The sequence below is a fragment of the Bacillus sp. NPDC093026 genome (assembly GCF_044754665.1).
Lineage (GTDB): Bacteria > Bacillota > Bacilli > Bacillales > Bacillaceae > Bacillus > Bacillus maqinnsis.
This window is the reverse complement of record NZ_JBIVPN010000001.1, coordinates 883210-903836: the sequence shown is the minus strand read 5'-3', so window position 1 is coordinate 903836 and position 20627 is coordinate 883210. Positions and strand designations below refer to the sequence as shown.

The following is a 20627-nucleotide window of genomic DNA, read 5'->3' as shown; positions in this document are numbered from 1 at the left end:
ATTAGCGTTATGATAAAAGTGAGTATCATTTTTTAGACTTTCGTAAAAAAAGGAGTGGCCTCGTTGGTAAAGGCGATTATATTTGATTTTGATGGATTAATTTTAGATACAGAAACTCATGAATATGAGGTTTTGCAGGAAATGTTTGCAGAGCATAAGGCAGAGCTGCCTCTTTCTGTTTGGGGCAACGTCATTGGCACGCAAGCAGGCTTTAAACCATTTGAGTATTTGGAAAAGCAGCTCGGTACACCATTGGATCATGAGGCGCTCACAACGGACCGACGTACCCGTTTTCAAAAAAGAATCATGAATGAATCAGCAAGACCTGGAGTGAAAGCTTATTTGGAAGCGGCAAAGGAGCTGGGGATTAAGATTGGTCTTGCCTCTAGCTCTGACTATAAATGGGTGTCTGATCACCTAAAACAAATTGGTCTTTTTGATTATTTTGAGTGCATCCGCACGTCAGATGACGTGGAGGAAGTGAAACCACATCCAGAACTTTATTTGCAAGCTGCAAGTTGCTTAGGTGTAGAGCCGGCGGATTGTGTAGCTTTTGAGGATTCTGTAAATGGATTAATTGCAGCAAAACGAGCGGGCATGAAATGTGTGATTGTTCCAAACAAAGTGACGAGCACCCTTCAATTTGAAGAATATGATTACAGGTTAGAATCAATGGCTGAAATCGAATTGCTCCAGCTTTTCCATCAGCTTGAAAAAGAGGATCAGTCAGGGGGCATAAGAAACAATGACAGAAAAGCTTGATTTAACGAGGTTTGAAAAAAGAATGGTCATTCGCAATATTAAAAAAGAAGATATTGACCGAATCATTGCATTGCAAGAGGTATGTTTCCCAGGAATGGATCCTTGGAAAAGAGAACATTTAGAAAGTCATCTCGAACATTTTCCAGAGGGGCAGTTCTGTGCAGAATTTGAGGGAGAAATCATTGGTTCATGTTCAAGCTTATTAATTAATTTTGATGAATACGATGATCGTCATACATGGCAAGACATTACTGATGATGGTTACATTACCAATCATAATCCTGATGGTATGAATATGTATGGGATTGAAGTGATGGTTAGCCCTGAGTACCGGCGCATGAAAATTGGACACCGGTTATACGAAGCAAGAAAAGACCTAGCAAGAAGATTAAATTTAAAAAGCATTATCATTGGAGGACGTATTCCGAATTATCATAAATATCAAGAAGAAATGACTCCTCGCCAATATGTTGAACAGGTCATGCTGCACAAAATTTATGATCCTGTTTTATCATTCCAGCTTTTAAATGAGTTTAGTCTGATGCGGATTAATCCTAATTATTTACCGGATGATAAAGCATCAAGCACGTATGCAACTTTAATGGAATGGAACAATGTCGATTATCGCCCGCAGTCAAAGCGGTATTATAAATCGGCTTTCCCTGTCAGAATTTGTGTCATTCAATATGCAATGAAACAAATTCACTCCTTTGAGGAATTCATGAATCAAGTGGAATATTATGTAGACGTGGCATCAGATGCTTCGGCTGACTTTGCCGTTTTCCCGGAAATTTTTACAACACAGCTTATGTCTTACTTAGAAGAGAGATCACCAAGTCTTGCGGTTCAGCGAATTACCGAATATACCGAGGACTATATTAATTTGTTTACAGACCTTTCTGTGAAGTACAACATTAATATCATTGGCGGATCACACTTTGTTGAAGAAGAAGGGAAAATCTACAATATTGCGTATTTGTTTAGACGTGATGGTACGATTGAAAAACAATATAAGCTTCATATAACTCCGAATGAAAGAAAATGGTGGGGAATTTCAAGTGGCGATCAAGTCCGGGTGTTTGATACCGATTGTGGTAAAATTGCCATTCAAATTTGCTACGATATTGAATTTCCTGAGCTAGCACGTATTGCTGCTGATAAAGGGGCGAAAATTATTTTCACTCCGTTTTGTACCGAAGATCGGCAAGGCTATTTAAGAGTCCGTTATTGTGCCCAGGCAAGAGCGGTTGAAAATCAGATATATACGGTTATCTCTGGAACAGTCGGTAACCTTCCGCAAACAGAGAATATGGATGTCCAGTATGCACAATCTGCTATCTTTGCACCATCTGACTTTGAGTTTGCAAGAGATGGTATTGTGGGTGAGTGTAATCCGAATATCGAAATGGTTGTTGTTGGTGATGTCGACTTAGAAATTTTAAGAAGGCAGCGTCAGGACGGAACCGTACGTCAATTGAAGGATCGTCGCAGAGATGTCTACCATATTGAATATAAAAAATAACCAGAACAAGCGCCTTGTTTTATGCGAGGCGCTTGTTTTGGTTTTACATGTTCTTTAACGACACGACAGTGTAGCGAACCGAACTGGGCAAAGCCTTTGACAGCGAAAAGGACACCTGACTAGATGAGAGATCCAGCATATATCTACTTCCTAAGCGCTTTTTTTATTCAGGGATCACATGCGATTGAAAGAAGGGATGGTGAGAGTCATCATTTGTTTTTTAAAAAGACAAAGGTTTGAGAACATCAATGATTTTTTATTTATGTAAAATTAAGGTGAATAAGGCGGAGCGCTGATTTTTTCATATAACAAAGGGATGCTGTAGCAAAAGATGAATATACTGAAAATAGGCAATTCGTTCGGAAAGGGGAGGACCATGGGGCGACAAGCAAAAAATGTGTATATCAATTTGCCTGTGAAACATGTGAATACATCGAGGGCTTTTTTTGAGCAGCTCGGCTTTGATTTTCATCAGAGATTTTCGAATGATCAGGTAGCTTGTGTGATCATCAATGAGAGGATGATCGTCATGCTTATCTCTCATAAGCATTTCCAGTTTATTTCAGAGAAACAGTTAGTTGATGCCAGAAACGCATCAGAAATCATCATATCTTTGCAGGTAGATACGAGGGAAGAGGTAAATGAACTGGTGAAGAAGGCGATACAAGCAGGAGGGTCACCGTTTAAGGAGAAGCAGGATTATGACTTTATGTATGGATGGAGCTTTCAGGATCTCGATGGTCATTTGTGGGAAGTGTTTTATATGGATGAGGAGAAGGGAAGCAGTCTTTCCTAAGAGTGCTTCTTTTTTATTGTTTATCAGTGGTATGATTATGACGAAGGGAAGAGAATAAGAAATTCTTCTAGTGAAGTATAGACATGGAGTTGTTATTGTTCGGAATTTTCCTGATTGGGTATATCGGGCAGAAGGCAATTGGTTTTGGTATACATAAGCTCTCATCAATGTCTTGATATGAGATGTCACCATTTCTTGCTTTCATCTAAAAGTCGTTCTTATAAATGACTGCACATGCCTGTTGCTAGGGGGCTCTGATTGGTCTATTATTTCAGTTGATTGACATTTCGCTACCTAAAGAATTGATGACAGGCGTTCTGCTTGTATGAGATGCATCTATACAGCGATGATGTTGATTTTGGTATGATGCTTGTGGTCATTTAAACAAGTGGGGATGATCGCATTTGGATTTACTTGATTTAAAAACCGGTAGATGATCTTAATCTAGTGAAACAAATGATGATCTTCGTCACAGCAATGTCAACTGTAGCGAATACAACATGGCTGTACAATGTCGAACGAAACCTAGGGTTGTCTCAAGCACGACTTTTCTCAGTGTGATACTGAGTATTGTCACTTTACTGTATTATGATGGATTTTGTCAATGCATCCTCTGGGATAGGGGATGGCTAACAAAGGGGGAACTTATGAATGAATGTAGATGTTCATTTCCAAGTGAATGATGTGTTGAAAACAAAGCATTTTACTCATGCAAAGGTGTTAGCGGGGGAAAAGGGGCTGTTTCGAGAAGTGAAATGGGTACATGTGTTAGAAGTGCCTGCTGTAGAGGATTTGTTAAATGGAGGCGAACTCATTTTAACAACGGCCGCAGCTTTTCATGATCAGCTCGATGTGTTTAAAGAATTTTTAAAACAGCTCATTGATTCAGGTGCAGCAGGCTTATGTATTGAATTTGTTCCGCTTCGTTATGATGTGCCAGAAGCTTTGATTGAATATGCAGATCAACGGGACTTCCCTCTGATCCTGTTTACCAAGGAAGTAAAGTTCGTCAACATTACACAGCATATCCATACGATGATGATTGAGCGTCAGTATCAAATGATGGCTGATTTAGAAACATTATCTTCAAGGCTCAATGAACTTTTACTGACACCTCATCCGCAGATGGACATTCTGGATCAAGTGTATCGTCATCTGAGAGGGATTCTCTTATTAATTCCAGTTCAAGGAGAGCCGATTATCTTATGTGAATCATCAAAGCAAACCGAAGAACTTGTTATGACGTATTTGCAACATGCTTCACTGCCAGAAGGTTATCAAGTATACCAAAAGCCAGTATTTGCACTCAAACAAACATTTGCAAACCTTGTGTTAATTCATGAACCAAATACACTCTCAGAATTTGAAATGCTCGTCATGGATAAAGGAGCGAATGCTCTTGCCCAGCAAACTCTTAGGGAGCTATATACAGAAGAGCTGAAGAAGACGAAAGAAAACGAATGGCTGCAAAAATGGTTTCATGAAGAGCATACAGAAAGGGATATTTTAGAGCATCTTGAAGAAACAGAAGGACTGAAAAAACCGACAGGCTGTGTTGTAATGCTCTTTCAAAAGAACCATAAAATAGAAGAGATTGCAGGGAATCTTTATTTTCTCGTATCTTGCCGTGCCATCTTTCAGCGTGCCGGTTTTCACCTGATTTCTTATGAACATAAAGGACAAACCTTGTTTATTTTAATGAATACGAGGAAGATAGAGGATTGGAAAGAGCGCGCTGAGAAAGCGGCAAATGAAATGAGGCAGTCATATGAGCGAGAGCAACATAATGGGACAGTCATCAATTTTGGGATCGGTCTTTACTGTGATCAGTTTCATCATATGAGGAAAAGCTTTCAGACAGCCAAAGAAGTCCTTCATTTAAAGAAAGTAATGCCGCATCGTGTGAAAAGTCCATTTTATCAAGATTTGCATATGCTTCGGTTAATGCCTGTCATGAAAGAAAGCGGCCTGCTTGAAAGTATGGTGAAGGAGTATTTAGAGCCAGTTATTTTATATGATAAGCAAAATAACGGAAGACTGTACCAAACGTTGAACATATTTTTACAAACCAATGGTTCTAAAAAAGAAACAGCGAGCCAGCTCTATATCGTCAGGCAAACACTTTATCATAGACTTGATAAATTACATGCCTTGCTTGGTGAAGATATGATGCAAGCGCCGAAACGTCAGGCACTTGAATTTGCTATTTTGGCTTATGAATTCTTGCAAGGAAGTCGGCATTAACAGCTTTCTGTTAGATCTGACGAGACTTCGAGTACAATGTCTTATCATTCTTTTCAATCAGTTGACGATCTGTCTAATGTAAACGGCCCGTACCCTTTTTTATAATGGAAAGAAATGATAGGTAATCTGATTCAGGTGGTCTTGTTTCAGTTTCATATGCTTCGCTTTTCTTCCATATACTGAATGGAGAGGCAATGTTATGGACCGTCTAAGCTTCTTTTATGATGAAAACGGATACATGGGGGCGTAGAAAGATGAAAATGCATGAGCAGGCTCAAAATCTTCAGAAAAAAGACGATCAATTGATTTGGCATCAAATGAAAGGCACAAACAAAGAAAATGAAAGTATGGTCATTCATGAAGCAGATGGCGCATGGGTGACAGATATTCATGGAAATCAGTATTTAGACGGGATGTCTGGTCTTTGGTGTGTGAATGTCGGCTATGGCCGAAAGGAGCTTGCTGAAGCGGCGTACAAGCAATTAAACACCATGCCATATTACCCGCTCACACAAAGTCACGTACCGGCGATACAGCTTGCTGAGAAGTTAAATGAATGGCTTGGTGGTGACTATGTCATCTTTTTTTCAAACAGTGGTTCTGAAGCCAATGAAACGGCATTTAAGATCGCAAAACAGTATCATGCGCAAAAGGGAGAAAGCACACGAACAAAATTTATATCTCGTTATCGATCCTACCATGGAAATACAGCCGCAGCCCTTGCTGCAACAGGTCAAGCGCAGCGTAAATTTAAATATGAACCATTAGGACAAGGCTTTATTCATGTCGCACCACCTGATCTGTACCGCTACCCCGAGGATCAAGATCATTTGGCAAGTGCAGATGCCATTGACCAAGTCATGACTTGGGAATTAAGTGAGACGATTGCAGGGGTGATAATGGAACCCATTATCACGGGAGGCGGTATATTAATGCCGCCAAAAGGGTATTTGAAGAAGGTGAAAGACATCTGTGAATCCCATGGAGCGCTGCTGATTGTTGACGAAGTGATTTGCGGATTTGGCCGGACAGGGAAGCGATTTGGTTTTATGCATGAAGAGGTAAAACCAGACATGATTACAATGGCGAAGGGAATCACTAGCGGCTATTTACCACTTTCCGCAACCTGTGTAAAACGTGAAATATATGAAGCTTATGCAGGTGAAGACACGTATGACCGGCTGCGTCATGTGAATACATTTGGAGGTCATCCAGCTTCGTGTGCACTTGCTCTTGTCAATATTGAGATCATGGAAAATGAGCATTTAGTTGAACGCTCTGAAACACTTGGTAAAGCCATGCTGGATCGTTTGCAGGAATTAAAAGAGCATCCATTCGTTGGTGATGTAAGAGGAAAAGGCTTGCTATTTGGAATCGAGCTTGTTGAAGACCAGCAGTCAAAAAAGCCTGCTGATGCGAGTGTCTTAGGCCAATTGATCGCAGAATGTAAAAAGCGCGGTCTCATCATTGGGAAAAATGGTGATACTGTGGCTGGCTATAATAATGTAGCGCAGCTTGCACCGCCGCTTAGTATCACAGATGATGATGCCTCGTTTATCATCAATACATTAAAAGAAAGCATGGCCCAGCTATAAGCAGAGATGTTTCTCTGCTTTTTTGTGTTAGTAGCGTGTGTGAATGTCACTCTTTATCAGAGAAAGTAATTGATCATATTCTTTACAAAGTCACAATGTTTTCTTTTGGTTTTCTCTCGCTAAAACCAATGTTTATTATTCTTATGTTATCCGGAACGATTGTTGATATGAGAATTTTTCATAGACAAGGATTAACGATTGGTACAAACTATGATATTGAATGACCAATGGGCACACGATATGTGTATTGAAAAAACGGAGATAATCTATTACTGTAAAAAGAAGGTTGGACCAATTCATAAAAGAAGGAGACGGCATATGAGTTTTCATGATCAACCAATACTACCTGCTGTTCGCAATATGAAGCAATTTGAAGAGTTTTTGAAAAGTCCATTTACATACGGGGTCCTCCTTGATGTACACTTAGGCCGGCTAAAGGGCATCATGAAAGAGGCAGATGTACACAATAAGAAGATGTTTATCCATGTAGATTTAATCCACGGAATCAAACATGATGAATATGGAACCGAGTTTATTTGTCAGGAGATGAAACCAGCTGGAATTATTTCTACTAGGTCTTCTGTCATAGTAAAAGCTAAGCAAAAAAAAGTATATGCCATTCAGAGAATGTTTTTACTTGATACAAGTGCGATGGAAAAAAGCATGGAGTTCGTCGGAAAGCACCGCCCAGATTTTATTGAAGTATTGCCAGGTGTAGTGCCAGATTTAATTTCAGAAGTACGCGAAAGAGCTGGAATACCAATATTTGCAGGGGGATTTATTCGGACAAAAGAAGATGTGGAAAGAGCGCTTGAGGCAGGAGCAACAGCAGTCACCACATCAAATATAGAGCTATGGAAAGCGTTCCAAAAATGAAAAAGATAAAGGATGAAAATTGATTGACAACGTTTTCACTCTCTGATACTATAGCACTAAGTTAATCTAATGTGATGGAGAAACGGAGATCCACAACAACGCTTTACTAGGTGACATTTTACCCTGATGTAAAGTATGTTTGTTGTGGATCTTTTATCTTTATCTTTTTTTACACATTCATAGGGGATGGCAACTGAACCAGAGGAGGAATTTTTATGACACCATTTTGGGGTGAAGTCGTAGGTACAATGCTACTCATTATTTTTGGAGGCGGTGTATGTGCAGCAGTTAATTTAAAGAAATCGTTCGCATACCAGTCCGGCTGGATTGTCATCGCTTTCGGATGGGGATTTGCAGTAGCGATTGCAGCTTATGCAACCGGTGGAATTAGCGGGGCACATTTAAACCCAGCGCTTACGATTGGTCTGGCATTAGAAGGGAGTTTTCCTTGGGCTGACGTTCCAATGTATATTGTTGGTCAAATGCTTGGCGCATTACTCGGAGCTATTATTGTCTTTTTACATTACTTACCGCACTGGAAAGCGACAGACGACCCAGGAGCAAAACTTGGTGTTTTCTCAACTGGTCCAGCTATTCCATATACCTTTGCGAACGTACTAAGTGAGGTCATTGGTACATTTGTATTGGTTCTTGGGATATTGGCGATTGGTGCAAATAAATTTGCAGACGGGGTGAACCCGCTGATTGTTGGCTTTTTAATTGTAGCAATTGGTCTTTCTTTAGGTGGAACAACCGGTTATGCGATTAACCCAGCACGTGATTTAGGACCTAGAATAGCTCATGCGATTCTGCCGATTCCAGGTAAGGGTCCATCTAATTGGAAATATGCTTGGGTTCCAGTAGTTGGTCCGATTTTAGGCGGAGCATTTGGCGGTGTTTTCTACAATGCAGCCTTTAAAGCAAACGTTACACCAGCCTTTTGGATTGTAAGCGCTATTTTAGTTGTGGTATTGTTAGGACTCTATTTCACTACAAAAAACCAAACGCAATCAGTCAATGAAAGCATATAAGGGGAGGAAAAACACCATGGCAAAAGAAAAATATATTCTTGCATTAGATCAAGGGACAACAAGTTCAAGAGCGATCTTATTTGATCAAGAAGGTAAAATTGCACATACAGCACAGAAAGAATTCAATCAATATTTTCCAAACCCTGGCTGGGTAGAGCACAATGCAAATGAAATCTGGAGCTCTGTTCTATCTGTTATTTCAACAGCCCTTATTGAATCAGGGATTGAAGCAGACCAAATCGCAGGTATCGGGATTACAAACCAGCGCGAGACAGCGGTTGTTTGGGATAAACATACAGGCGCACCAGTATATAATGCGATTGTTTGGCAGTCTAGACAAACATCTGGCATTTGTGAAGAGCTGAAAGCACAAGGACATAGTGAGACATTTAGAAATAAAACAGGTCTTCTCATTGATGCTTACTTCTCAGGAACAAAAGTAAAATGGATTTTAGACAATGTAGAAGGTGCGCGTGAGAAAGCAGAAAACGGGGACTTGCTGTTTGGAACAATTGATACGTGGCTCATTTGGAAAATGACTGGCGGCAAATCACACGTGACAGACTATTCAAATGCATCAAGAACATTAATGTTTAACATTTATGAACTGAAATGGGATGAAGAATTACTCGAAATTCTAGGCATACCTGCTTCTATGCTTCCAGAGGTGAAACCATCTTCACACATTTATGGTGAAACGACTGATTACCATTTCTTCGGCAAAAATATCCCGATTGCAGGAGCAGCGGGAGATCAGCAGTCTGCTTTATTCGGTCAGGCTTGTTTTGAAGAAGGAATGGCGAAGAACACATATGGCACAGGATGTTTCATGTTGATGAATACAGGGGAAAAAGCAATTAAGTCGGATCATGGATTATTAACGACCATTGCATGGGGCATTGACGGTAAAGTGGAATATGCTTTAGAAGGAAGTATATTTGTTGCTGGTTCAGCAATTCAGTGGTTACGTGATGGACTCAGAATGTTTAAAAACTCTAAAGACAGCGAAGTCTATGCAAAGCGTGTTGACTCAACAGATGGCGTCTATGTCGTTCCAGCATTCGTTGGTCTAGGCACGCCATATTGGGATAGTGATGTAAGAGGTGCTGTATTCGGTCTAACACGCGGTACTTCTAAAGAGCACTTTGTCCGTGCAACATTAGAATCACTTGCTTATCAAACGAAAGATGTTTTAGATGCGATGGAAAAAGATTCAAATATCTCATTAAAAACATTACGTGTTGATGGCGGGGCAGTGAAGAATGATTTCTTAATGGGCTTCCAAAGTGATTTACTGGATGTACCAGTAGAACGTCCAGAAATTAATGAAACGACGGCACTCGGTGCAGCCTACCTTGCGGGATTAGCTGTTGGCTTCTGGAACGACCGTTCAGACATAGCGAAACAATGGAACCTTGACAAGCGCTTTGAACCTAAGATGGAAGAAGACAAAAGAGCCTCGTTATACAGCGGATGGAAAAAGGCTGTAAAAGCAGCTCAAGTTTTCAAATAAACAAAAAGTATGGTATACTATGGGTAAGTTAATAGAACGGTTGGAGAACTGGAGAGACCGCATGCACCTAAGTGTAGTGATACGCTTTGGGTGTTTGCGGTCTCTTTTTCTTTACCGTACAACATGGGAGGAACAAGAGATGACTTTTTCTAGCTTGGAAAGAGAACAGATGCTTCAGGAAATGACAAAAAAACCGTATGATGTATTTATCATTGGTGGGGGTATTACAGGTGCTGGTACAGCACTTGATGCGGCTTCACGTGGAATGCGTGTTGGTTTAGCTGAAATGCAAGACTTTGCGGCAGGTACGTCTAGCCGTTCAACAAAATTGGTGCACGGTGGTTTGCGTTATTTAAAACAATTTGAAGTGAAGATGGTTGCAGAAGTCGGCAAAGAACGTGCCATCGTGTATGAAAATGGGCCGCATGTGACAACACCAGAGTGGATGCTTCTTCCGATGCATAAGGGCGGGACATTTGGTAAATTTACAACGTCAATTGGTCTGAGAGTGTATGACTTTTTAGCAGGAGTGAAGCATAGCGAACGAAGAAGCATGCTCAGTGCGAAAGAAACACTTGAAAAAGAACCGCTTTTGAAAAAGGACGGTCTAAAAGGCGGCGGTTACTATGTGGAATACCGTACAGATGATGCGCGCCTCACAATTGAAGTCATGAAAGAGGCAGTGAAATTCGGGGCAGAAGCTGTCAACTATGCGAAGGTGAAAGAATTTATTTATGACAAAGGCAAAGTCATCGGTGTGATCATTGAAGACGTCATGACAAATAAAACGTATGATGTGTATGCGAAGAAAATTGTCAATGCAACAGGTCCGTGGGTAGATCAGTTAAGAGAAAAGGACCATTCCAATGAAGGGAAACACTTACAGCATACAAAAGGTATTCACTTAGTATTCGATCAATCGGTTTTCCCATTAAAACAAGCGATTTATTTTGACACGCCAGATAAACGGATGGTCTTTGCCATTCCAAGAGAAGGCAAAACGTATGTTGGCACAACTGACACTGTGTATAAAAAACAGCTTGAGCATCCGCGTATGACAAAAGCAGATCGTGATTATGTCATCCAAGCGATTCAGTACATGTTCCCAGACCTCAACATTACAGAAAAGGATGTTGAATCCAACTGGGCAGGTCTTCGTCCGCTAATTCATGAAGAAGGCAAAGACCCTTCAGAAATTTCTCGTAAGGATGAGGTATGGACATCACCTTCAGGGTTGATCACAATTGCTGGAGGGAAATTAACTGGTTATCGCAAAATGGCTGAGCACATCGTGAACCTTGTACGTGATGAGCTCAAAAAAGAGACTGGTAAAGATTACGGACCATGTAAAACAAAACATATGCCAATCTCAGGCGGACATGTCGGAGGATCTAAAAATATGGCATCCTTTGTCCAAGCAAAAACGACAGAAGGTGCATCCATTGGTTTAACGGAACCAATTGCAAAAAAACTAGCCGAAAAATACGGCTCAAATGTCAGCAATATCTTCAAGCGTGTAGAGCAGCTTCAAGACGAAGCAGACAAACGAAACATCCCACCTTATGTATTGGCTGAGCTTGTGTATGCTATTGAAGAAGAAATGGCCGTCACACCTGTTGACTTCTTCTTAAGAAGAACAGGAAGCCTATTATTTAATATTAAATGGGCGAAAACTTATGCACAACCAGTCGTGGAATATATGGCAGATCGTTTTGGCTGGGATGAAGAGACAAGACAAAAACATCAAACAGAATTAGATCAGTTGTTCCATGAAGCAGTCGTACCGCTTGATGCTGAATAAGAGAAAAGAGCCGATGTTCTATCGGCTTTTTTTGTTGTCATTGATAGAAGCGTGTAGGGAAATGTATTTTTACATTAGATCATTGTTGTGTTGATGTGCCAATGATATAGCATGACATTCATTGCGATTCCATATAGAATAACAGTAGATGTGATTTTATTGATGAAAAGAACTGGGAGGACGACCATGAGTTGGAATACAAATTATGAGCGTTGGATCAATGATAAGCAGCTAGATACTGAGCTAAGAGAATGGCTAGAGGCACATGGAGACGATCATCAAACTCTTGAAGACTGCTTCTACAAAAATCTTGAGTTTGGAACTGGAGGAATGCGCGGGGAAATTGGTGCAGGCACAAACCGCATGAATGTATACACGGTTCGAAAAGCATCGGCTGGTCTTGCTGCATATATTGGGAAACACGGAGAAGATGCAAAAAGAAGAGGTGTTGCCATTGCATATGATTCTCGCCATAAGTCTCCTGAATTTGCGATGGAAGCAGCGAAAACGCTTGCTTCAAATGGCATTCAAACGTACGTATTTGACGAACTGCGTCCAACACCAGAACTATCATTTGCTGTTCGGGAGCTGAATGCATTTGCTGGTATTGTCGTGACAGCTAGCCATAATCCACCTGAATATAATGGCTATAAAGTATATGGCGAGGATGGCGGTCAGTTGCCGCCATTTGAAGCAGATCAAGTCATTGAGCAAGTGAATGCCATTGAGAACGAACTTGCAATTTCAGTAGACACAGAAGAGGCATTGAAACAAAAAGGACTGATCAAAATGATCGGTGAAGAAATAGATCAAGCCTATCTTGAAAAGTTAAAAACCATATGTGTGCATCCTGAGCTTGCAGAGGAAGCCTTTGTGAAAGTGGTGTTTACCCCGCTTCATGGTACAGCCAATAAACCTGTCCGAAACGGGCTCAAAGCACTTGGCTACCAGCATGTGACGGTTGTTCCTGAACAGGAAAAGCCAGATCCGCAATTTTCTACTGTCACTTCCCCAAATCCGGAAGAGCATGCGGCGTTTGAATATGCAATCAAACTCGGTGAACGTCAAAATGCGGACATCCTGATTGCGACAGATCCAGATGCAGACAGACTTGGAATTGCTGTGAGGAACCATGAAGGGGAATTTACTGTCTTAACAGGCAACCAAACAGGTGCACTTCTTCTTCATTATTTACTATCTGAAAAACAAAAACTTGGTCAGTTGCCACCTCATCCAGTAGTGATGAAAACCATTGTTACGAGTGAGCTTGGGCGTGCTGTTGCGACAGCATTTGGTGCAGAAACGATTGACACCCTCACTGGGTTTAAATTTATTGGAGAAAAAATCAAGCAGTTTGAAGAAACCGGAGAATACACATTTCAATTCGGGTATGAAGAGAGCTATGGTTACTTGATCGGTGATTTTGTCCGAGATAAAGATGCAGTGCAAGCGGCTCTCCTAGCAGTTGAAGTCGCTGCCTTTTATAAAAAACAAGGCAAGTCATTATATGATGCGCTAATCGATATCTATAAAGAGTTTGGCTTTTACCGCGAGGGGCTAAAGTCGCTGACACTAAAAGGAAAAGAAGGGGCGGAGCAAATCTCTGCGATACTTCATACCTTCAGAACAAATCCACCTACTGCAATAGCAGGTGAGCGCATTACAGTGATCGAGGATTATCAATCAAGTAAACGACACCTCGTGACAGAAAAAAAAGAAGAAGACATCAAGCTGCCGACATCAAATGTGCTGAAATATTTCCTTGAAGACAGCTCATGGTTTTGCTTAAGACCGTCTGGTACTGAACCTAAAGTGAAATTTTATATCGCTGTGAAAGGCGAATCATTGACAGATAGTGAAGAGAAGCTAAAGCACTTATCAGAAGAAGTGATGAAAGTTGTTTATGACATTGTTGAAGAAACAACCAAATAAAGAAAACAGACAGCGTGTACACAAAACCTGAGATCTTGAGCGTCGGTGCTCACGAATGTATCATTCGCTGCGCATAAATAGCCTCATCTTCCTAGACTTCAAGGGTCATCAATCTGAAGCCATCATGCACATGATGGCTTTTTTTCTCATCCAAAAGTCTGAGGAAAAATCATCCTTTTCGATAAAGAGTCAAGTGATCGCTCATGTTATAATCAAAAGCAATGATAAGAGGAGGCGGCATATGCCGGGTAAAAAACATGGGAGAATATAAAGAAAAGGTCAAAACGTTAAAAACGTTAAAAGAAATTGCTGAAAAATTAAATGAAGGCATGGAAATGAAAGACACGCTTCATGAAGTACTTCATATGCTCATGGATGTGACGGGCTTTCAGACAGCATGGATTTATTTTATAGAAGATGATGGCTCGTATGAGTTGATGGCAGAAGTCTCATTACCTGATGCACTTGCGAAGCATAAAAGGCAATTGATGTGCCAAAATGATTGTTACTGTGTCAATCGATACACAAAAGGTTTGCTTCAATCAGCAACCAATATCATTAACTGCAAACGAATTGAAACCGCCATCAAGAACAATCTAGGAGATACTGAAGGGATTACTCATCATGCCACAGTACCGCTAAAGGCATATAAGCGTACGTTTGGTTTATTAAATGTGGCGGCAAAGGGCAAAGTGACATTTACTCAAGAAGAGCTCAACTTGCTTGAAAGTATTGCGCTTCAAATTGGTACCGCCATACAGAGAATGAAGCTAGTTCAAAAGGAACAGCAACATGTACTGCTGGAAGAAAGAAATCGGCTTGCACAGGATTTACATGATTCTGTCAATCAAATGCTGTTTTCAGTTAGTCTCACTGCAAAGGCAGCGCGTCAAATGACAAGCGATCAGAAACTAGGGGAAATGATAGATTTTATTCAACATTTATCTCAGGATGCACTGATTGAAATGCGTTCACTCATTTGGCAGCTTAGACCAAGAGGACTTGAAAAGGGGTTCACATCAGCCATTGAAGAGTATGCACAGCTTTTAGGACTTACCTGCAAATTATCTATGTCAGGCTGTATGGAAATTGATCACGCTCAGCATGAGACATTGTTTCGCGTATGTCAGGAAGCATTGAATAATTGCCAAAAACATGCTGGTGTTCAAGAGGTCGAAGTCAAGCTCGAGCAATTTGCAGAGACGTTCGATATGAAAATCATTGATCGTGGAAAAGGCTTTCATTATGATGAACAAATGAACCTTCCTTCTTTAGGGCTAAAAGGAATGGCTGAACGTATCCAAAGAATGGGTGGTACATTTGATATCTACTCTGAGCTGAATAAAGGAACCACCATCCATGTGCAAGTACCATTTTCTCTAGAAAGGAAGGGATCGTCATGAGAGTAGTCATTGCGGATGATCATCATATTGTCAGAAAAGGTCTAGTGTTTTTCTTGCAAACACAGCCTGATGTCGACATTATCGGTGAAGCATCAAATGGAGAAGAGGCACTTGAGGTTGTCAGGCAGACAAAACCTGACATTGTACTGATGGACTTATCTATGCCTATCATGAACGGGATTGAGGCGACCAAACAAATCATGACGGAAATGCCTAAAACCCGTATCGTCATCCTCACAAGCTATGCTGATAAAGATTATGTCATTCCTGCTATTCAAGCTGGTGCAAAAGCGTATCAGTTAAAGGATGTGGCGCCAGAGAAGCTACTCACCACAATGATTGAAGTGCAAAATGGCACGTATCAGCTTGATGGTCATATTACGAGCTTTCTCGTGCAGCATATTACTGACCCACAGGACCAGAAATGGGCGCTCATGAAAGAACTGACAAATAGAGAACGAGAAGTTTTATTTGAAATTGCAAAAGGCAAAAGCAATAAAGAAATTGCCTCATCTCTTTTTATTTCAGAGAAAACAGTCAAAACGCATGTATCGCACTTATTATCGAAACTAGAGCTTGCAGACCGAACGCAAGCCGCTCTTTATGCAGTTGAATATCAAAAAAAACAGCCAAAAGAATTGCTGTAAAAGAATACAGAACCAAATTGAAGAAATATTTTATATGTAAAAAGAAGTTTATTCTCATAAAGTCAGGCTGTCGAGATTTCCTCAACAGCCTGAAGCTGAAACATCAGCTTTTTTTATGTGTAAATTGGTTCTGAATAAAGGTCGGAGGCGGCAACCTCTGAAGCATGGTCAATGTACTGCAGTAGCCCATTTAAACATTTTTCAACATCTGCATCGTTTCGATTAAATTGATACGCATGAAGGAAATGCTCAATACGTTTAGAGAGCAAGTCATCTTGCGTACGCACCATAAGAATAAGTAAATTATCCCATTGCGAACGATGCGTGTAATAAAGCGCCTTATCATAATCGGCCACATTCATTAAACCTTCTCCTTTCCCTTGAGAAGTCCTCATTAGTTTGCACGGATTATATCGTCTTTCTCAAAGGAAAAATTGGAGTCCGCATGAAAAGCGTACCGGCAATTATAGGCTGAATAAAATAAGGATGTATGAAAGGCAGTTGTTCAGCAAAACCTAATCAAAATATACATGAAAGTGAGTTCAATAAAAACATGCAGCCGAAATTGTGGATGCTTTTCCTAGTAGGGGTGATCTTACTTGGCAGTTTCATCACTCATCCTACATTAAAAGCGATCGGACAACCTGTTGAAAAATGGGAAAGAATTGCTTATACCGCCTTGCAAGACGAATATGAAGGCGCATCATTAAACGATTATCATTATATTGGACGGACACAGGTCAATGATGAGCAGACAAAAGATGTATTTCGTGTAACTGTCAAAAATGGTTCAGCCCTTTTTGCAGCTCATGCTGAAATTTATTTTCACCCTGTGACCGGTCATTTAATCAGTATCAATGTTTTTCGTCTATAAAAAAGCACCTCTAATTCAGAGGTGCTCAGCGTGTAGACAGATCCCTGCGTGCTGTGCTCACGAATTTCATATTCGCTCCGCACAAGTACTCGGGTCCTCCTAGACTTCAAGGATTTTTAATTCACGCTGAAAAGATGCAAAGGGCTAAAATAAAACATTATTTCATGCTTCCCTGAAGATAAGAGCGAATGTCAACACCGAGTGAATCCGCTAATCTTTGTCCATAATCTTCATCCGCACGGTAGAAGTTGCAAATCGCAAGTAATTTCGTTTTTTCATTTACATTTTTCAAGTCAGCTGTCAGGTTCTTGATCAATGCTTGCTTCTCTTCTTCAGAATAGCTTCGATATTTTTCCCCCGCTTGTTTGAAGTCGTTTGGTTTTTCGATTTTTTCTCTCACCATACGATCACCATGAAGAACAGGTTCACTTTCTTTGTAGTGAGGGTTTTCTTTTGGCTGATCATCGTAACGATTCGGCTCATAGTTAATGGAACCGCTTGGGCGTGTCGTTGTCATAAAGCCATCTTGCTGGTTATTGTGTACAGGAGCATAAGGACAATTAACCGGAATATGCATATAGTTTGGACCAAGACGATGACGCTGCGTATCAGGATATGAGAATAGACGACCTTGAAGCAATTTATCTTCAGATGCTTCGATTCCTGGAACAAGTGCACTTGGCGTGAAGGCAGATTGTTCTGTTTCAGCAAAGAAGTTTTTGGGATTACGGTTTAACGTCATGCGTCCTACTTTTTGAAGTGGATAATCTTCTTCACTCCAAGTTTTTGTTGGGTCACATGGGTCATAATCAAGGTCATCATAATCGCTAAGCGGCATAAGCTGGACATATAAATCCCATGCTGGATAGTTGCCTTTTTCAATGCGGTCAAATAAATCTCTTGTTGCATGCTGGAAATCTTTCGCTTGAATCTCTGCAGCTTCTTCCATAGTCAAATTGCGAATACCTTCTACTGGTCTCCAGTGATATTTCACATATTTGGTTTCTCCATATTTGTTGACCCATCTAAAGGTATGGACACCAGAACCACGCATTTCGGCATAGTTAGCAGGGATACCTTCATCAGAGAACAGCCATGTGAGCATGTGTGTTGATTCAGGTGTTAAGGTCATGAAATCCCAATAACGGTCAGGATCTTGAATGTTTGTTACAGGATCTGGCTTTAGAGAGTGAACCATATCAGGAAACTTCATCGCATCACGAATAAAGAAGACAGGCAAGTTATTACCGACCAAATCGTAGTTCCCTTCTTCTGTATAAAATTTGACAGCGAAGCCGCGAGGGTCACGCAATGTTTCAGGTGAGCCTTTCGGGTGAATCACCGTTGAGAAGCGAACAAAAACATCTGTCTGTTTCCCTTCTTCACTTAAAAAGGCTGCTTTTGTATGTTTCTCCATACTATTTTCGACTTCAAAGACACCATAAGCTCCGGCACCTCTTGCATGAACGACACGCTCTGGAATACGTTCACGATCAAAGTGTGCAAGCTTTTCGATCAAATGATAATCATCAAGAAATGAAGGTCCACGGTGACCAGCAGTTCTGGAGTTTTGGTTATCGCCAACAGGCACGCCTTGGTTCGTCGTCAAATTTGTATGATTGGAATTTGTCATTCTTTTCTCCTCCTGTAAACAAAAAATGGTTTCTAACAATCTATATACCCTAATTATATTGGATCAAACATGATAGTCAATATTTATTTATAATAATTTTAAATAAACTATTATTACAAAAAAGTAAAGAAAAAGACGAAAGAAATTGAATTCTTCCGTCTAAAGCAGGTGTTCTCTAAGAGCATCTTTGTTTTGTGTTAAGTCTTTTAATGTGTATTGGTCAAGAACACATAAATAAGCGGTGAGCGCTTCATGAAGAACATGCTTCAATGAACAAATAGGGGAGATAATACAGCTGTTTTTTTGGGGATTAAAACATTCGACCATGACTAAATCATCTTCTGTATAGCGGACCACTTCACCAATATTAATGCTTTCTGGACTTCTTCCAAGTCTAATACCACCATTTCTCCCGCGAATTGTTTCCACATATCCGCGTTTTCCAAGATGGTAAATCACCTTGGTCAGATGATTTTTAGAAATGCCATAGATATCTGCAATCTGCTGAATATTTGACAGTTCATTGTTTTCTCTTGATGCTAAATAAATGAGTACCCTTAATGAGAAATCTGTGTAATTCGTAAGTTTCATTTGACGACCTCTAAACCTAATAGAGTTTTGTATCATCGTACCACATTTCGGACAGGAACTGGTCGAAAAAGTGTTAAATGTGACAACATTTAAAACATGTATTATAAATATTGCTTTTACAATCCCTCATCCATTACGATTAAGATGTATTTTAAATACATCTTTTGAAAGAAGGAATTTCTATGTTATCCAATGCGCAAATAAATACGATTAAACAATCAGCTCCTCTACTAAAAGCCGAGGGAATAACACTTGTTACCGTTTTTTATCAAAATATGATTAGACAGCATCCAGAGTTACTTCATCAATTTAATAAAACGAATCTCATGAACGGCAGTCAGCCAAAGGCACTTGCCGCTATACTATATCAAGCCGCACTTCACATCGACAGAATAGAAGAGCTGCTGCCTGCAATGAAACAAATTGCTCATAAACATGTCAGTGTACAAGTGAAAAAAGAGCAATATCCTATCGTTGGGTATCATCTACTTGAGGCGATGAAAGACGTTTTTGGCTTAACAGATGAGGATGACACATTATTGGCATGGAAAGCTGCATATGACGTCATTGCCAATGTATTAATCACAATTGAAGCAGAATTGATAAAAGAAAACGTGAAGCAAAGAGGCGGCTTTTCGGACTCCAAGCCTTTTATCATCAAAAAAAAGATACAGGAATCCCCATCCCTTATCTCCTTTTATTTAGTGCCAGAAGACGATGATGAGCTACCAATGTATCAAACAGGCCAATACTTAACTGTGCAGGTAGATATGCCAGGTGAAACTTACGTATCTAGCAGACAATACAGTTTATCAGATCAATATCACCCGTCGTATTACCGTATAACAGTCAAGCGTGCTGGTCATGTTTCTACATATTTACATGATGAAATGAATGAAGGGGACGTTCTTCAAGTGAGTATGCCTCAGGGAATGTTCTGCTTAAATGAAGAGAGTACGGAGCCTGTTTATTTGATCAGTGCCGGTTCTGGAATCACGCCAATGATTGGTTTGATGAAAACCGCTGCATCCAACAATCAGCCATTTACAATGATCCATGCAGATCGCCTAGAGGACGTGACTGCCTTTGAAAAAGAGCTTGAAACGGTTCTTAAGACATCTTCCAATGGCCGAATCATCCTTTGTAACGAACAATTTGAGCAGCGTGCAGGATTTGAGCTGGTGGAAAAAATGGCGACCCGTATTGATGAGCCATTCCTGCGATCAGTTATTGGAGAAGAGAAAGGTCAATTTTATCTTTGCGGCTCACCAACATTTACAAATGACATGATCAGCATATTAAAAAAGATGGGAATTGACGATCAGTATCTTCACTTTGAGGCATTTGGCGGGCAATCAACGAAAGAAATTGAAGTCGTCTAAACCTCATGTTTTTCTTATTCCGTTC

At 40.4% G+C, this 20627-nt stretch carries 17 protein-coding genes; 14 read left to right on the top strand and 3 right to left on the bottom strand.

Annotation, left to right across the window (positions count from 1 at the left end):
- Positions 1-63 precede the first annotated feature (63 nt).
- The 12 genes from ACIQCE_RS04600 to ACIQCE_RS04545 all read left to right on the top strand — a co-directional run bounded on the left by ACIQCE_RS04600 (position 64) and on the right by ACIQCE_RS04545 (position 16122).
- Positions 64-762, top strand: coding sequence for an HAD family hydrolase (locus tag ACIQCE_RS04600; RefSeq protein WP_400493777.1), 699 nt, complete (start codon positions 64-66; stop codon positions 760-762).
- On the top strand, positions 746-2284 hold the full coding sequence (locus ACIQCE_RS04595) for a GNAT family N-acetyltransferase (RefSeq protein ID WP_400493776.1): 1539 nt from the start codon (positions 746-748) through the stop codon (positions 2282-2284). The genes ACIQCE_RS04600 and ACIQCE_RS04595 overlap by 17 nt, the downstream gene beginning before the upstream one ends.
- 376 nt (positions 2285-2660) lie before the next feature.
- Positions 2661-3080 (top strand): VOC family protein, encoded by a 420-nt coding sequence (locus tag ACIQCE_RS04590; RefSeq protein ID WP_400493775.1) that lies wholly within the window; start codon positions 2661-2663, stop codon positions 3078-3080.
- Positions 3081-3731: 651 nt separating this feature from the next.
- A complete protein-coding gene (locus ACIQCE_RS04585) occupies positions 3732-5324 on the top strand; it encodes a PucR family transcriptional regulator (protein ID WP_400493774.1) in 1593 nt (530 codons plus the stop codon).
- A gap of 254 nt (positions 5325-5578) precedes the next feature.
- A complete protein-coding gene (locus ACIQCE_RS04580) occupies positions 5579-6919 on the top strand; it encodes an aspartate aminotransferase family protein (protein WP_400493773.1) in 1341 nt (446 codons plus the stop codon).
- Between the two features lie 318 nt (positions 6920-7237).
- Positions 7238-7795, top strand: a complete 558-nt coding sequence (locus ACIQCE_RS04575) for a glycerol-3-phosphate responsive antiterminator (RefSeq protein WP_353856279.1) — start codon at positions 7238-7240, stop codon at positions 7793-7795.
- A 215-nt stretch (positions 7796-8010) separates the two neighbouring features.
- A complete protein-coding gene (locus ACIQCE_RS04570; protein ID WP_400493772.1) occupies positions 8011-8826 on the top strand; it encodes an MIP/aquaporin family protein in 816 nt (271 codons plus the stop codon).
- Positions 8827-8842: 16 nt separating this feature from the next.
- Positions 8843-10339 carry a glycerol kinase GlpK gene (glpK, locus tag ACIQCE_RS04565; protein WP_400493771.1) on the top strand — a complete coding sequence of 499 codons (1497 nt, stop codon included), beginning with the start codon at positions 8843-8845 and terminating at the stop codon, positions 10337-10339.
- A gap of 139 nt (positions 10340-10478) precedes the next feature.
- On the top strand, positions 10479-12140 hold the full coding sequence (glpD, locus tag ACIQCE_RS04560; protein WP_400493770.1) for a glycerol-3-phosphate dehydrogenase: 1662 nt from the start codon (positions 10479-10481) through the stop codon (positions 12138-12140).
- A 186-nt stretch (positions 12141-12326) separates the two neighbouring features.
- Positions 12327-14072, top strand: a complete 1746-nt coding sequence (locus ACIQCE_RS04555) for a phospho-sugar mutase (RefSeq protein ID WP_400493769.1) — start codon at positions 12327-12329, stop codon at positions 14070-14072.
- A gap of 257 nt (positions 14073-14329) precedes the next feature.
- The gene (locus tag ACIQCE_RS04550) at positions 14330-15475 is read left to right on the top strand and encodes a GAF domain-containing sensor histidine kinase (RefSeq protein WP_400493768.1); all 1146 of its coding nucleotides are present in this window, start codon (positions 14330-14332) and stop codon (positions 15473-15475) included.
- Positions 15472-16122, top strand: a complete 651-nt coding sequence (locus ACIQCE_RS04545; RefSeq protein WP_400493767.1) for a response regulator — start codon at positions 15472-15474, stop codon at positions 16120-16122. The genes ACIQCE_RS04550 and ACIQCE_RS04545 overlap by 4 nt, the downstream gene beginning before the upstream one ends.
- Positions 16123-16235: 113 nt before the next feature.
- Here ACIQCE_RS04545 and ACIQCE_RS04540 read toward each other — a convergent pair whose 3' ends face one another.
- Positions 16236-16484, bottom strand: coding sequence for a YhdB family protein (locus ACIQCE_RS04540; RefSeq protein ID WP_353856273.1), 249 nt, complete (start codon positions 16482-16484; stop codon positions 16236-16238).
- Positions 16485-16612: 128 nt separating this feature from the next.
- Here ACIQCE_RS04540 and ACIQCE_RS04535 point away from each other — a divergent pair, with 128 nt between their 5' ends.
- Entirely contained in the window at positions 16613-16996 is a 384-nt protein-coding gene (locus tag ACIQCE_RS04535; protein WP_400493766.1) for a YqzG/YhdC family protein, read from the top strand.
- A gap of 157 nt (positions 16997-17153) precedes the next feature.
- On the opposite strand, the gene ACIQCE_RS04530 is transcribed toward ACIQCE_RS04535, so the two are convergent.
- Together ACIQCE_RS04530 and ACIQCE_RS04525 are read right to left on the bottom strand one after the other, a co-directional pair.
- The gene (locus ACIQCE_RS04530) at positions 17154-18629 is read right to left on the bottom strand and encodes a catalase (protein WP_400493765.1); all 1476 of its coding nucleotides are present in this window, start codon (positions 18627-18629) and stop codon (positions 17154-17156) included.
- A gap of 159 nt (positions 18630-18788) precedes the next feature.
- The gene (locus tag ACIQCE_RS04525) at positions 18789-19220 is read right to left on the bottom strand and encodes an Rrf2 family transcriptional regulator (RefSeq protein ID WP_353856270.1); all 432 of its coding nucleotides are present in this window, start codon (positions 19218-19220) and stop codon (positions 18789-18791) included.
- Between the two features lie 182 nt (positions 19221-19402).
- Between ACIQCE_RS04525 and ACIQCE_RS04520 the strand changes: the two genes are divergently transcribed.
- Positions 19403-20602 carry a globin domain-containing protein gene (locus ACIQCE_RS04520; RefSeq protein WP_400493764.1) on the top strand — a complete coding sequence of 400 codons (1200 nt, stop codon included), beginning with the start codon at positions 19403-19405 and terminating at the stop codon, positions 20600-20602.
- Positions 20603-20627: the final 25 nt, after the last annotated feature.

What these genes read in the sequence shown, in the direction of transcription:
- ACIQCE_RS04595 (WP_400493776.1), top strand. Translation starts at nt 746, where the DNA reads ATGACAGAAAAGCTTGATTTAACGAGGTTTGAAAAAAGAATGGTCATT.
- ACIQCE_RS04590 (WP_400493775.1), top strand. Translation starts at nt 2,661, where the DNA reads ATGGGGCGACAAGCAAAAAATGTGTATATCAATTTGCCTGTGAAACAT.
- ACIQCE_RS04585 (WP_400493774.1), top strand. Translation starts at nt 3,732, where the DNA reads ATGAATGTAGATGTTCATTTCCAAGTGAATGATGTGTTGAAAACAAAG.
- ACIQCE_RS04580 (WP_400493773.1), top strand. Translation starts at nt 5,579, where the DNA reads ATGAAAATGCATGAGCAGGCTCAAAATCTTCAGAAAAAAGACGATCAA.
- ACIQCE_RS04575 (WP_353856279.1), top strand. Translation starts at nt 7,238, where the DNA reads ATGAGTTTTCATGATCAACCAATACTACCTGCTGTTCGCAATATGAAG.
- ACIQCE_RS04570 (WP_400493772.1), top strand. Translation starts at nt 8,011, where the DNA reads ATGACACCATTTTGGGGTGAAGTCGTAGGTACAATGCTACTCATTATT.
- glpK (WP_400493771.1), top strand. Translation starts at nt 8,843, where the DNA reads ATGGCAAAAGAAAAATATATTCTTGCATTAGATCAAGGGACAACAAGT.
- glpD (WP_400493770.1), top strand. Translation starts at nt 10,479, where the DNA reads ATGACTTTTTCTAGCTTGGAAAGAGAACAGATGCTTCAGGAAATGACA.
- ACIQCE_RS04555 (WP_400493769.1), top strand. Translation starts at nt 12,327, where the DNA reads ATGAGTTGGAATACAAATTATGAGCGTTGGATCAATGATAAGCAGCTA.
- ACIQCE_RS04550 (WP_400493768.1), top strand. Translation starts at nt 14,330, where the DNA reads ATGGGAGAATATAAAGAAAAGGTCAAAACGTTAAAAACGTTAAAAGAA.
- ACIQCE_RS04545 (WP_400493767.1), top strand. Translation starts at nt 15,472, where the DNA reads ATGAGAGTAGTCATTGCGGATGATCATCATATTGTCAGAAAAGGTCTA.
- ACIQCE_RS04540 (WP_353856273.1), bottom strand. Translation starts at nt 16,484, where the DNA reads ATGAATGTGGCCGATTATGATAAGGCGCTTTATTACACGCATCGTTCG.
- ACIQCE_RS04535 (WP_400493766.1), top strand. Translation starts at nt 16,613, where the DNA reads ATGAAAGGCAGTTGTTCAGCAAAACCTAATCAAAATATACATGAAAGT.
- ACIQCE_RS04530 (WP_400493765.1), bottom strand. Translation starts at nt 18,629, where the DNA reads ATGACAAATTCCAATCATACAAATTTGACGACGAACCAAGGCGTGCCT.
- ACIQCE_RS04525 (WP_353856270.1), bottom strand. Translation starts at nt 19,220, where the DNA reads ATGAAACTTACGAATTACACAGATTTCTCATTAAGGGTACTCATTTAT.
- ACIQCE_RS04520 (WP_400493764.1), top strand. Translation starts at nt 19,403, where the DNA reads ATGTTATCCAATGCGCAAATAAATACGATTAAACAATCAGCTCCTCTA.